11 protein-coding genes and 1 riboswitch are annotated in these 12804 nt (G+C 61.0%); of the genes, 7 read left to right on the top strand and 4 right to left on the bottom strand.

What is annotated here, in order from left to right:
- Window positions 1-13: 13 nt before the first annotated feature.
- A complete protein-coding gene (gene gap, locus SSPSH_RS05690) occupies window positions 14-1021 on the bottom strand; it encodes a type I glyceraldehyde-3-phosphate dehydrogenase (protein ID WP_006915003.1) in 1008 nt (335 codons plus the stop codon).
- A 74-nt stretch (window positions 1022-1095) separates the two neighbouring features.
- On the bottom strand, window positions 1096-3096 hold the full coding sequence (gene tkt, locus SSPSH_RS05685; protein WP_006915002.1) for a transketolase: 2001 nt from the start codon (window positions 3094-3096) through the stop codon (window positions 1096-1098).
- A gap of 599 nt (window positions 3097-3695) precedes the next feature.
- On the opposite strand from tkt, the gene SSPSH_RS05680 reads away from it, so the two are divergent.
- The gene (locus SSPSH_RS05680) at window positions 3696-4661 is read left to right on the top strand and encodes a ferritin-like domain-containing protein (RefSeq protein ID WP_420852594.1); all 966 of its coding nucleotides are present in this window, start codon (window positions 3696-3698) and stop codon (window positions 4659-4661) included.
- Between the two features lie 223 nt (window positions 4662-4884).
- Entirely contained in the window at window positions 4885-5940 is a 1056-nt protein-coding gene (locus tag SSPSH_RS05675) for a potassium channel family protein (RefSeq protein WP_006915000.1), read from the top strand.
- Here SSPSH_RS05675 and SSPSH_RS05670 read toward each other — a convergent pair.
- A complete protein-coding gene (locus SSPSH_RS05670; protein ID WP_040607588.1) occupies window positions 5937-7091 on the bottom strand; it encodes a methionine aminotransferase in 1155 nt (384 codons plus the stop codon). The genes SSPSH_RS05675 and SSPSH_RS05670 overlap by 4 nt on opposite strands.
- Window positions 7092-7201: 110 nt before the next feature.
- Window positions 7202-7347: riboswitch (FMN riboswitch) on the top strand.
- Window positions 7348-7420: 73 nt separating this feature from the next.
- On the opposite strand from SSPSH_RS05670, the gene ribB reads away from it, so the two are divergent.
- The 5 genes from ribB to SSPSH_RS05645 all read left to right on the top strand — a co-directional run bounded on the left by ribB (window position 7421) and on the right by SSPSH_RS05645 (window position 11984).
- Window positions 7421-8062, top strand: coding sequence for a 3,4-dihydroxy-2-butanone-4-phosphate synthase (gene ribB / locus SSPSH_RS05665; protein ID WP_006914998.1), 642 nt, complete (start codon window positions 7421-7423; stop codon window positions 8060-8062).
- Between the two features lie 60 nt (window positions 8063-8122).
- Window positions 8123-8920: a MerR family transcriptional regulator gene (locus SSPSH_RS05660; RefSeq protein WP_006914997.1), complete on the top strand. Its 798-nt coding sequence runs from the start codon at window positions 8123-8125 to the stop codon at window positions 8918-8920.
- Window positions 8921-9143: 223 nt separating this feature from the next.
- Window positions 9144-10097, top strand: a complete 954-nt coding sequence (locus SSPSH_RS05655; protein WP_006914996.1) for an alpha/beta fold hydrolase — start codon at window positions 9144-9146, stop codon at window positions 10095-10097.
- A 10-nt stretch (window positions 10098-10107) separates the two neighbouring features.
- Window positions 10108-11004, top strand: coding sequence for a metal-dependent hydrolase (locus SSPSH_RS05650; RefSeq protein WP_006914995.1), 897 nt, complete (start codon window positions 10108-10110; stop codon window positions 11002-11004).
- Between the two features lie 59 nt (window positions 11005-11063).
- Entirely contained in the window at window positions 11064-11984 is a 921-nt protein-coding gene (locus SSPSH_RS05645; protein WP_006914994.1) for a metal-dependent hydrolase, read from the top strand.
- Between the two features lie 63 nt (window positions 11985-12047).
- On the opposite strand, the gene SSPSH_RS05640 is transcribed toward SSPSH_RS05645, so the two are convergent.
- The gene (locus SSPSH_RS05640) at window positions 12048-12719 is read right to left on the bottom strand and encodes a TetR/AcrR family transcriptional regulator (RefSeq protein ID WP_006914993.1); all 672 of its coding nucleotides are present in this window, start codon (window positions 12717-12719) and stop codon (window positions 12048-12050) included.
- Window positions 12720-12804: the final 85 nt, after the last annotated feature.

Raw genomic sequence — 12804 nt, 5'->3', positions numbered from 1 at the left:
CTCGTCGCCCTGCTTAACCGGCTTTGGCCAGCGCCAATGCGGTGTCGAGCATACGGTTGGAGAAGCCCCACTCGTTGTCGTACCACGCGCAGACCTTCACGAGCTTGCCACCGGCAACCTTGGTCAACGGCGCATCCACCGTGGACGAAGCCGGATCATGGTTGAAGTCCTGCGAGACCAGCGGCGCTTCACTGTAGGCGAGCACGCCCTTGAGCGGGCCTTCGGCGGCCTTCTTGAGTACGGCGTTGACTTCTTCGACCGTGGTGTCCTTCGATACCTGGGCGGTCAGATCGACCATCGAGACATTGATCGTGGGCACGCGCACGGCAAAGCCGTCGAGCTTGCCGTTGAGTTCCGGCAGAACCAGGCCAACGGCCTTGGCGGCACCGGTGGCGGTCGGGATCATGCTCTGGGTGGCACTGCGCGCACGACGCAGGTCCTTGTGATAGACGTCGGTGAGCACCTGGTCGTTGGTGTACGAGTGGATGGTGTTCATCAGCCCGTATTCGATGCCGAAGGCTTCGTGCAGCGGTTTGACCAGCGGCGCCAGGCAATTGGTGGTACACGAGGCGTTCGAGATGACCTTGTCATCGGCGGAGATGGTGTCGTGGTTGACGCCGTAGACCACCGTGGTGATATCACCGGCCGGGGCCGAGATCAGCACTTTCTTGGCGCCGCCATCGAGATGGGCGCTGGCCTTTTCCTTGCTGGCGAACAGGCCGGTGCATTCCATGACGATATCCACGTCGAGCTCGCCCCAGGGCAGATCGGCCGGGTTACGCTCGGCGAGCACCTTGATCTTGTCGCCGTTGACGACCATGTACTCGCCTTCGATGGAAACCTCGCCCGGGAAACGCCCGTGCGCGGTGTCGTACTGGGTGAGATGCGCATTCGCCTCGGCGTCGCCCAGATCGTTGATCGCCACGATCTCGATCTCGCCGTTGCGGCCGGATTCATACAGCGCACGCAGCACGTTGCGCCCGATACGACCGTAACCGTTGATCCCGACTTTGACTGCCATAGCTACCTCTTTTCTATCGTTCTGGCCGATTTACTGCGGCCAGGAAATACACAAGTTTGAATATAATTTGGTGACTAACCCAACTGGCTGCGCACAGCATCGACCACGCCGTCGACGGTGACGCCCATTTCGGCATAGACCTCGCCCGCCGGCGCGGACGAGCCGAAATCGTTCACGCCAACGACGTGACCGGTCGCGCCCACGAATCGGTACCAGCTATCGCTCACACCGGCTTCGACCGCCACGCGTGCGGTGATCGTTGAAGGCAGAACCGATTCGCGATAGTCCATGCTCTGGGCATTGAAGGCTTCGATACAGGGCATGGACACAACGCGTACACCCACGCCCTCTTCGGCCAGCCGATCGGCAGCCGCGACTGCCAACTCCAGTTCCGAGCCGGTACCGATAACCAGCGCCTTGGCCTCGCCTTCGGGCTCGCGCAACACGTAGCCGCCGCGTGCAATAGCTGCAACCTGGCCCGCATCCCGCGGCTGGTGGTCGACGTCCTGACGCGACAGCGCCAACGCGGTCGGGCCATTTTCGCGCTCGATCGCCGCCTGCCATGCCACCGCAGTCTCGACATCGTCGCCCGGACGCCACACATGCAGATTCGGTATCAAACGCAGGCTGGCGATATGTTCGACCGACTGATGGGTCGGGCCGTCTTCGCCCAGGCCGATCGAGTCGTGGGTATAGACCAGCACGTTGCGCGAACGCATGAGCGCGGCCATACGCACCGCGTTGCGGGCATAGTCCGAAAACGTCAGGAACGTTGCACCGAAAGGCGTGAAACCGCCGTGCAGGCTCAGCCCGTTGGTGATCGCGGTCATGGCGAACTCGCGTACGCCGTAATAGACATAGTTGCCGCTGTAGTCGTTCGCGGTAATCGGCACGTGACCTTTGAAGTCGGTGCCGTTGGAGCCGGACAGATCGGCCGAGCCGCCGATGAGTTCGGGCAACAGCGCAGCATAGGCTTCGATCGCTGCCTTGGACGACTTACGCGTGGCTGTACGCTTGCCTTCAGCCTGTACCTTTTCGATGAAAGCGCGACACTGGGCCGGCCAGTCACGTGGCATCTGCCCGGCCAGGCGGCGCTCGAACTCTGCCATATCGTCGGCATGTTTCGATGCATAGGCCGCGCGGGCGTCCTGCCAGTTCTTCTCGGCGGTGGCGCCCTTGTCGTGCTTGTCCCAGGCGGCATAGATGTCGTCCGGCACGGCAAAGCGTGTTTCATCGCTCCAGCCGATCTGCTTGCGCGCCGCGGCGATTTCTTCATCGCCGAGTGCCGCGCCGTGCACGCCGGCAGTGCCCTGCTTGTTGGGCGAACCCCAGCCGATCACCGTCTTGCAGCAGATCAAGGTGGGCTTGCCGGTTTCCTGGCGGGCGGTTTCGATCGCGGTCTTGATCTCGTCGGCTTCGTGGCCGTCGACGTTACGGATGACCTGCCAACCGTAGGCTTCGAAACGCGCCGGGGTATCGTCGGTGAACCAGCCACGGGTTTCGCCGTCGATCGAGATACCGTTGTCGTCGTAGAACACCACGAGCTTGCCCAGCCCCAGCGTGCCGGCGAGCGAACAGGCTTCGTGAGAGATGCCTTCCATGAGGCAGCCGTCGCCTGCGAAACACCAGGTGTAGTGATCCACAAGCGTGGCGTCGGCATGATTGAAACGCGCGGCGAGCGCGGCTTCGCCGAGCGCCATGCCGACCGCATTGGCCAGACCCTGGCCCAGCGGCCCAGTCGTGGTTTCCACGCCCGGGGTCATGAAGTTCTCTGGATGGCCCGGCGTCTTCGAATGCAGCTGACGAAAATTCTTGATGTCGTCCAGCGATAGGTCATAGCCGGTCAAATGCAGCACTGCATACTGCAACATCGAGCCATGGCCGTTGGACAGAATAAAGCGGTCGCGATCGACCCAATCCGGATTGCCCGGATTGATCTTTATATAGTCGTTGAACAGGACTTCGGCGATATCGGCCATGCCCATCGGCATGCCGGGATGGCCAGAGTTTGCCTGCTGGACGGCGTCCATCGACAGAATACGGATGGCATTGGCGAGATCACGGCGTGCAGGCATCGATAATCCTATGACGCGGCTTGACAAAGGCCGTGCATTGTCTATTAAAGCGCTCAAGCGGGCAACACGCGATTAGTTCATAGCAGCCCTCCCTCGCCGCCGCGACATCACCGCTTCGCATGAGCACAGCATGCGCAAATCGCGCGTGCTCACGCGCCGACGACGCTTGTCATGGTCCGTTGATGAACAGATCGGCGAAAGCGAAATCCGGGCAAACCGTCATCCATAAAAACTATTATTATCATTATTTTGGGCCATTTTTCCCAATTAAAAGCTCGACCGATACGAAGAATTTCCCCTGGATAAAAGACAAGAACGAGTCGTCATACACACGGGCCGGCCTATTCGTTGTGCTCGCGTCAAATCCAAGGGTATCGAAATTACCGTGCCATTCCGCCCGTGCTGGACCGGCGGAATAACGCACGCCGACGATGCCCTCTTTTATCGGTCGTGCGACCGGTGCAACGAAAATTGGAGGGATAAGGGTCATGTCAGATCAAAGCGAAGAAACAAAACAGAACGGCTCGGTCGAGATCATCAGCGGTACGACCGGCGAGCCCATCAGCAATTCACGGCGACGCTTTCTTGCCAATGCCGGCATGTTTTCTGCAGGCCTGGTCGGCAGCTCGCTGCTCGCCGCCTGCAGCGACAACGACGGCTTTGCCAACGCTCAGGACGATAGCGATGACGGCATCAGCGATGCTGCCGTGCTGCAGTTCGCGCTCAACCTCGAATATCTGGAAGCCGAATATTATCTGCGTGCCGTAACCGGCAACGGCCTGATGGATGACGATATCAATGGCGGCAACATGGCCGTGGGATCGGTGACTGGCGGTCGAGCAGTCACCTTCACGACAGAGCCTCTGATCGGGCGTTATGCTGCAGAAATTGCGTCCGACGAACTCGATCATGTCCAATTCCTGCGTGGCGGGCTCGGAGACGGCGTAATTGCACGCCCGCCGATCAATTTCACCGATGCATTCAACTCGGCCGCACAAGCAGCCGGCCTGAGTGCTTTCGACCCCTTTGCCGACCCGGTCAGCTTCCTCATCGGCGCGTTCATCTTCGAAGACGTAGGCGTGACGGCTTACAAGGGCGGCGCCCGCTTTCTGAGCAACCCGGATTTCCTGACCGCCGCCGCCGGCATCCTGTCGGTGGAGGGCTATCACGCCGGACTGGTCCGCACGATCCTTACACAGCGCCAGGACGAGCCCTATCTCGATACCGGCCTCACCGTGGGCCAGGTGGTCAACGCAATTTCCGGGGCGCGCGACGACCTGGACGGCAGCGAGGCCCTGGATCAGGGCATCGGCAACACCCAGACCACGGTGTCGATCTACGGCACGTCGTACTCGGCGTCCAATATCGTGCCCACCGACGATAATGGCATCACCTTCAGCCGCACCCCGCAGCAGGTCCATAACATCGTATACCTCACGCCAATGGCGCAGCCCGGCGGCGGCACGGTCGGCAGCAGCAACGGCGGCGGTTTCTTCCCGGATGGCACGCGAGGCACGCTGACCGCGAGCGCGGCGAGTGCTGATAACTCGAGTGACGATGGGTAAGCAACAGCCTCGTTAGCTCAGACACAGAAACCCCGGCAATCGTCGGGGTTTCTTTTGTATGAGATACGCACAAGCCGAACACACTTGCGCCGCGCACAAACCCGCGACCATGTCTCGGCTCATCGTACTCGAGGTCATAAGGGTCAGCGCGGATACGGATAGTACTTACCGCTCATATCGATACCATCACGCGACTGCGATTCGAACACTACGCGCGCGTTTAATGATTGAAAGCCACCCCATTGCAGCCGTGCTCGGCGCGCTGTTTGTATTGATCGTCGCTTATGACGGTGCGCGTACGACGTTGTCGGCCTCTACATCCGGGCCGCTCACCCGTCGCCTGAGTGCTGCCTTATGGCGCGTGCTGCTGTTCGTGCATAGGCTCAGCCCTCGCCACGGCATGCTCGAACGCGCCGGCACCTGGATTACGCTGACCCTGATTCTGAGCTGGGTGCTGATCGCCTGGCTGGGCTGGGGGTTGTTATTCCTTGCCAGCCCCGATGCCGTACTGAACTCCACGACGAAAATTCCCGCCAGCCTGATAGAACGGATCTACTTCGCCGGCTTTACACTGACTACGCTCGGCGTCGGCGATTTCGTGCCAGGTAACGGGTGGGCTCGTATTCTGACAGTGGTGGCATCAGCCAACGGCCTGCTGCTGTTCACGATGTCGATCACCTATGCGATTCCGATCATCTCGGCGGCGACCGAAAAGCGCCAACTCGCCCTTACCATAAACACCCTGGGTGAAAGTCCGTTCGATATCTGTCGGACCACCGTCGGCAGTGGCGACTTCGCCACGCTCGCGTCACAACTCGAACAGATCGGCTCCGCGATTGCCGACGCCGGGCAAAAGCATCTGGCGTACCCAATCCTCCACTACTTTCACAGCGCCGACACCATGACGGCGCTACCGCTTGCCCTTGCGCGTCTGGATCAGACGCTGACGATCATCGATAGCGCCCATCAGAGCCTACCCGACGACACGCGTGCGCGTATCGCCATTACACGGCGCAACATCGCGCATTTTCTCGGTACGCTGGAAAGCGCGTTCATTCGGCCCAGCGCCCGGAATCCGCACATACCGGCACTCGACGATTTCATCGCCTTCGACTTCTTTGGCGCCCCCGCGCAAGCCGTACGCGAGCAACTCATGCATACGGACCATCAGAAACTTCTGCATGCCTACGTGCGCGACGACGGCTGGCGCTGGGAAGCGGTCTGGCACGCCGATAACGCCGACGAAGCAGCGACTGGCGACCCCGACGAACGGCGTTAAACGGGCTTGAGTTCAGCCAGACGTTCGGCGCCGGCCACAAGCGTGGCGTCGCTCTTGGCAAAACACAGACGCAATAAGCGTATATCCGGCGAGGTTTCGAAGAACGGGCTCAGCGGCACACCGGCCACGCCTACTTCTCGTACAAGCCACTGAGAAAATGTCGCATCGTCGACATCCCGAATCGGCGAGTAGTCGACAAGCTGAAAATAGCCGCCCGGAACGTCGCGTAATATCAGCGGCGTATCAGCCAGAAGCGCACGAAAACGATCACGCTTGGCCTGATAGAAATCCGCCAGCTGCAGGTGGTGTTGTGGTTCGCTCGCAAGCATCTCGGCCAGCGCCCATTGGGCCGGCGCGAAGGTGGCAAACGTCAGGTATTGGTGCACCTTGCGCAGCTCGGCGGTCAACGGCGGCGGCGCCACGCAATAGCCAATCTTCCAGCCGGTGCAATGATAGGTTTTGCCGAACGAGCTGATCACGAAGCTGCGCGCGGCCAGTTCGTCGTGCCGTGCCACGCTTTGATGCGCGTGGCCGTCGAAAACGATGTGTTCGTAGACCTCATCCGACAACACGATGATCGGCGTATCGCGCAGCAACTCCGCCAGGCGATCGAGATCTACCGCATCTAGAACGGCGCCGGTCGGGTTGTGTGGCGAGTTGACGATCAGCATGCGTGTACGCGGGCTGATGGCTTCGGCAACACGTTGCCAGTCGACAGCAAAATCCGGCTGCCGAAGCGGCACGCGAATGGCGGTCGCGTTCTGCAACTCGATGGCAGGCACATAACAGTCGTACGCCGGATCGAGCACGATGACCTCATCGCCCGCGCTTACGGTGGCCGCGATCGCGGCGAATATCGCCTCAGTGGCCCCTGAGGTGACCGTGACTTCGGTGTCCGGATTGGTGTTCCGCCCGTACATGGCAGCGGTCTTGTGCGCGATCTGCTCGCGCAGCGCGCCGACGCCGATACCGGGTGGATACTGGTTTCGACCATCGGCAACCGCGCGTGCCAGCGCGTCGCGCAATTGCGCCGGCGGTTCGAAGTCGGGAAACCCCTGCCCCAGATTCACGGCGTTGTGTTTCGCCGCGAGTTCGCTCATCACGCTGAAGATGGTGGTGCCCACGGCAGGCAGTTTGCTGGCGAGTTGCATGCGCATGATCGAGGTCTTTCAAACAAGGCGGAATAGTAGGGCCTGTGGCGACTTCCTGCGAACCAATGGCGAACCGATCTGACGGGACCTGCGTGATCGGCTATACTCGCCACCGTCTTCAGGGCGGGGTGTAATTCCCCACCGGCGGTATGTCGTACTCGACGAGCCCGCGAGCGCCTCGATTCATCGTCGAGGGTCAGCAGATCTGGTGCGATGCCAGAGCCGACGGTTAGAGTCCGGATGAAAGAAGACGCACGGCGGCCACCGCATAGGTGCACGCCTTTCGCGCCTGTCGCCCTGAAACGTTGACTCAGCCAAGAGGACGTTTCATGCCCCAACACGATTTCAACAACCACCCGCGCCTGGCCGCAGCGATCGCCGCGTTCCAGGCAGGCGACCCGGTGCTGCTGCTCGACGACGCGGATCGCGAAAACGAAGCCGACATCGTTGCCGCCGCCGACAATCTCAAGACCGAAACCATGGTCCGCATGATCCGTAACGGCAGCGGCATCGTCTGCCTGTGCCTGGATCAGGCCAGCGCCGATGCGCTCGAACTCGAGCCCATGGTGCGCGACAACCAGGCACGCCACGGCACCGGCTTCACGGTTTCGATCGAAGCCGCCGAGGGCGTGACCACCGGAGTCTCGGCTATCGATCGCGTACGCACGATCCAGGCCGCGCTTGAGTCAGTCGACGGGCCGCGCCGTATCGTCAGTCCCGGGCATGTGTTTCCGCTGCGCGCACGCGCCGGTGGCGTGCTGGAGCGCCGTGGTCATACCGAAGGCTCGCTCGACCTGGCCATTCTGGCCGGTCTGCGCCCGGCATCGGTTCTGTGCGAATTGATGAACGATGACGGCACAATGGCAGGAAACGACGATATCCAGCGCTATGCAGAGGCCCATAACCTGCCGGTTCTGACCATCGAGGAAATAGCGGCTTACCGCGCGACGCGCACTGCGCGCTGCGCCTAAGGAAGTTCCTCTGCGATCTGCTCAGATGACGACAACAGCGCGCCGGGCTATCCTTTGACCATGACTAGTGCTCCCAAGACATCCGACGACGGCGCCGATACCGATACAGCGCCCCAGGAATTCTCGATCGATGCGCTGGCGCGCGAGACCGGCAGCACGGTGCGCAACATCCGCGCCTACCAGGATCGCGGGTTGCTGCCACCGCCAGAACGCCGGGGTCGCAAAGGCATTTATAACGATGCGCATCTGTCACGTCTTCGCATCATCAATCGCCTGCTCGAGCGCGGCTATACGCTGGCCAACATCGGCGAGCTGATTGGAAGCTGGGAGCGCGGCAACGATATCGGCAGCCTGTTGGGGCTCGAAACGGCCGTCGCCAGCCCCTGGACAGACGAAGTCCCCGACTACGTCACGATGCCGCAGTTGCTCAAGAAGTTTGGCGGCCAGTTCTCGCGTTCGGCGCTTAAAAAAGCGATCGAACTGGATGTGATTCGTCCCGAGGGCATGCGCTATCGCGTGCCCAGTCCGCGCATGCTGCATGCAGGCGCAGAACTGGTTGCGGTCGGCATTCCACTCGAAGAAATGCTCGACGTCGTGGCCTACCTGCGCCGCAACGTCGAACAGGCCGCCGATGAAATGGTGCGCCTGGTCGCCATGCATGTATTCGATCGCTATGGCGAAGGGCAACTGCCCCCGAAAGAGGACATGCCGGAACTCGCCGATATCGTGTGGCGCTTTCGTCCACTCGTGGAAATGGCAGTACTGCCGGAAGTCGCGCGTGCAATGGGCCAGGCAGCCGACCGCCACCTGGGCGACCGTCTCGCCTTGCTGATGGAACATCTGCACGACGCGCGCTAACGCTCGCGCGCCGCGCTTGAAGCGCGGTAGTCGATTGGCACCGGCTTGCCAATTCGGTCGATCGATAATCCTGTCCCAATAGCACGCCAAGCGAACCGATAAAACGGCGCCGACGGTTTCGCCGTGTGCGTTCGTGCCGTCATTGCGGCACCGCAACATCAAAGTTGCGCTTCCTTGATCTTTGTGACACCGTTTGATGTAACGATTACATCGAATATGGCCAATGACCAATCACGACAACAACGCCGAGCACTCTGGGGCGCCTGCCCTGGTGCGTGGTGACGGCGTCGATCTGGCCTGTTACGCCGACGGGCCTACCGATGCGCCTGTACTCGTATTCGTGCATGGCTACCCTGACAACCACGGCGTGTGGGACCGCATCGTCGCCAAACTCGCTACAGATTATCGCTGTATACGCTACGACGTACGCGGTGCCGGTCGTTCGAGCCGGCCGTCAAGCACAAGCGCCTATACGCTCGATCATCTAGCGGCCGATCTCGCGGCGGTGATCGACTGGGCCAGCCCGGCCGCGCCTGTTCACCTGATCGGCCACGACTGGGGCTCGATCCAGAGCTGGGAAGCGGCAACCGATCCAGCGCTGTCGGACCGTATCGACAGCTTCACTTCCATTTCCGGGCCGTGCCTGGACCACGTCGGCTACTGGCTTCGTCAGCAGTGGCATACCGATCGCGCCGGCCTGCTCAAGCAGCTGCGCAAGTCCTGGTACGTGTTTGCGTTCCATCTGCCGGGGCTGCCCTCGCTGCTTTGGTACGCAGGCCTCGGCCGCCGCTGGCCGTCGATCGTGGCACGCATGGAAGGCATGACACTGCCCGAAAACCCGAGCCAGGCGCGCGACGGCGCAACCGGCATCGCGCTGTATCGCGCCAACATCGTCGCTCGGCTACGCGCACCGCGTAAGCGCCGCGCACAGATGCCAGTACAGGTGATCGTGCCCGCGCGCGATCCGTTCGTCGGGCCCGGCTTCGTGGCCGGCCTCGACCGGTGGGTAAAGACGCTCACCGTGAAAAAGATCGACGCAGCGCACTGGGCGATCCAGAGCGAGGCCGAGACGATCGCAACGCATTGCCGCCATTTCGTCGATGCCATTCACGCCGAAACGGCACCACAGCGCACCCGGAATCCGTCTTCTCCGGAACCCGCGCAAACCAGCGCTTGAGGAGGTTCTCATGAGCCAGACCACAGCCGACCTGCAGCAGCAATTCAGTGGCTATAGCGGCCCGGTCATGCCCGAGCGGCGCGATCTGCATTTCCTGCCGCCGGGCGATCGTATCTGCGACTGGCATCAGGCCGGGCCCAACGTGACCCAGTTCATGAATGCGCTGAGCCTGTTCTTTCCCGCCGGCGAGCGCATGTTCATCGATGCCGTACGCGCCTATCGCGACGAGATTCCCGACCCCGATCTGCGCAAGGCCGCGACCGCGTTCATCGGTCAGGAAGCGATGCATTCGCGCGAACATATCGAATACAACCAGCTCATGGACGCGGCCGGTCTGCCGGCCAGCGAGCTGGATGCCCAGGTATGGGCGCATACCGAATACGTAAAAAAGCACAGCTCGAAAGTCACGCCGCTGCTGATGACGATCGCGCTCGAACATTTCACCGCGCTCATGGGCGATACGTTGCTGCGCTATCCCGAACAGATGGCCGGCTCACAGGAAGACTACGAGCGCATGTGGCGCTGGCACGCGCTTGAAGAAGTCGAGCACAAGGCCGTGGCGTATGACGTTTACGAAAAATGCGTCGGCCGCGGGCCCAAGGCGTATGCCATGCGCAGCGCCATCATGCTCACTACCACGGCCACCTTCTGGCCGCATGTGATGCTGTTCTATCGCCGCTTGGCTGCGGCCGACCCGGCATGCGTGAAAGCCGGCTGGCGCGGACATCTGCACTTGGCGAACTTCATGCTCGGCCGCCCCGGCTATCTACGCAAGCTCTTGCCCGAGTATCTCGCCTATTTCAAATACAGCTTCCACCCCTGGCAGCAGAACAACGCCGATCTGCTGGCTGAAATCGACCAATTGGTAGACGACGCCGAAGCCGCTTACGCGAGCCACACCGCTTAATCGATTGCTTTGAATACGCCGTTTTGCACGGCATACCGACCCCGATCACGGAGGACACCATGAGCAAGAACGCATCTGATGTCGTAAAGAACAAACCGAGTGCTGCAGAACGCGAGTTCCCGCATAGCGAGAACGTCGCGGTCATGCCCGAGCGTCGCGACCTGCATTTCCTGCCGCCTGGCGACCGCATCAACGACTGGCACAAGGAAGGCCCGAACGTGACCCAGTTCATGAACGCGTTGAGCCTGCTGTTCCCGGCCGGCGAGCGTATGTTCATCGATGCGATACGCAGCTATCGCGACGAGATTCCGGACCCGGATCTCAAGAAGGCAGCAACGGCCTTCATCGGCCAGGAAGCGATGCACTCACGCGAGCACATCGAATACAACGAACTGATGGAACAAGCCGGCCTGCCCGCGCACAAGCTCGATCAGTTCACCTGGAACCTGCTCGACTGGATCAAGCAGAACACGCCGAAATCGCTACCGCTGGCGGCGACCATCGCGCTTGAGCACTACACTGCGTTGATGGGCGACATGCTTCTACGCTATCCGGAAATGATGCAGGGCTCGCAGGAAGATTTCGAACGCATGTGGCGCTGGCACGCGCTCGAGGAAGTTGAGCACAAGGCCGTGGCGTATGACGTTTACGAAAAATGCATCGGTCGTGGTCCGCGCAACTGGGCAGAACGCACATTCGCGATGACGCTCGCCACCACCCTCTTCTGGCCGATTTTGCTCAGCTTCTACTGGCAGATGAGCCGGGCCGACGAAAACTGCCGCAAGCAGGGCTGGAAAGGCCACTTGAAGTTGCTCAACTTCACCCTGGGCAAGCCCGGCTTCATTCGGCGCATGATCCCGGAATGGCTAAGCTATTTTCAGTACAGCTTCCACCCGTGGCAGCAGAACAACGCCGATCTGCTGGCCGAGCTCGACGAACTGGTCGACGACGCGGAGGCAGCCTACGCGACACATCACTGATTACGAAACAGTCGATGACGTACAACGGCGCGGTCACGACCGCGCCGTTTTTTTATCTGCCAGTCAAACGTTTTCGGCGCCCTGCTGCGCTTGCCTCGCCATGGCCACATACAACGCGAGGCTGGATTCCACGACGACATCGAGCGGCTCGCGATAACGATTGAGCGTCCAGTACATCGCGATATGAATCGTCGAGCCCACAAGGCCGGTCGACAGGACCCCGGCATCGGTACCGCTGTCTTGACCGAGCACGAAGATGTTGCTCACCAGTGTCTGCAGCGTCCGCGTGAAATTCTGTGTGGTTTCGCGGTAGAGCCGATCGATCTCGCCACTGATGCCGAAAATCTCGATCAAGAGTATTCGGGCGGTACCCGGCTGGTGATACATGGTTTCGAAAAAAACCCGCAGCCCGGCGCGGGCGGTGGCGTCCGCGTCGCTCGGCGCGCTATCGATTGCCGCGACGACTTCTTCTTCGAGCCGTTGCACGAGCGTTCGATAGACCTCGGCGAAAAGCGCTTCGCTGTTTCTAAACGACTCATAGAAGTAGCGTTCGGTCAGCCCGGCCTCGCGACAAAGCGACTTGACCGTCGCGCCGCGAAAACCCTCGCGGCCATAGACCGCGATGCCCGCATCGATGAGTTGCGCGCGTCGTTTGCTACGGCGTTCGTCGAGACTGCGACCGCCATACGCCCGCCCGTTAGGGCTGGCGCGGGATGAAGAAGATTCGTCGCTCATCTGTGCATATTGACATTATTTATTGTCAAACGTAATCTGACATTACATATTGTCAGTTCTGCTGGCAACACGACAGTGCGCCCCA

Origin of the sequence: Salinisphaera shabanensis E1L3A, from assembly GCF_000215955.2 — a bacterium.
Lineage (GTDB): Bacteria > Pseudomonadota > Gammaproteobacteria > Nevskiales > Salinisphaeraceae > Salinisphaera > Salinisphaera shabanensis.
The sequence above is the reverse complement of the archived record's forward strand: the minus strand, read 5'-3'. Positions and strand labels throughout refer to the sequence as shown.

Coding starts and splice junctions, on each gene's coding strand:
- SSPSH_RS05655 (WP_006914996.1), top strand. CDS start 9,144: ATGACCAATCACGACAACAACGCCGAGCACTCTGGGGCGCCTGCCCTG.
- SSPSH_RS05640 (WP_006914993.1), bottom strand. CDS start 12,719: ATGAGCGACGAATCTTCTTCATCCCGCGCCAGCCCTAACGGGCGGGCG.
- SSPSH_RS05670 (WP_040607588.1), bottom strand. CDS start 7,091: ATGCAACTCGCCAGCAAACTGCCTGCCGTGGGCACCACCATCTTCAGC.
- tkt (WP_006915002.1), bottom strand. CDS start 3,096: ATGCCTGCACGCCGTGATCTCGCCAATGCCATCCGTATTCTGTCGATG.
- SSPSH_RS05645 (WP_006914994.1), top strand. CDS start 11,064: ATGAGCAAGAACGCATCTGATGTCGTAAAGAACAAACCGAGTGCTGCA.
- ribB (WP_006914998.1), top strand. CDS start 7,421: ATGCCCCAACACGATTTCAACAACCACCCGCGCCTGGCCGCAGCGATC.
- SSPSH_RS05650 (WP_006914995.1), top strand. CDS start 10,108: ATGAGCCAGACCACAGCCGACCTGCAGCAGCAATTCAGTGGCTATAGC.
- gap (WP_006915003.1), bottom strand. CDS start 1,021: ATGGCAGTCAAAGTCGGGATCAACGGTTACGGTCGTATCGGGCGCAAC.
- SSPSH_RS05680 (WP_420852594.1), top strand. CDS start 3,696: ATGTTTTCTGCAGGCCTGGTCGGCAGCTCGCTGCTCGCCGCCTGCAGC.
- SSPSH_RS05675 (WP_006915000.1), top strand. CDS start 4,885: ATGATTGAAAGCCACCCCATTGCAGCCGTGCTCGGCGCGCTGTTTGTA.
- SSPSH_RS05660 (WP_006914997.1), top strand. CDS start 8,123: ATGACTAGTGCTCCCAAGACATCCGACGACGGCGCCGATACCGATACA.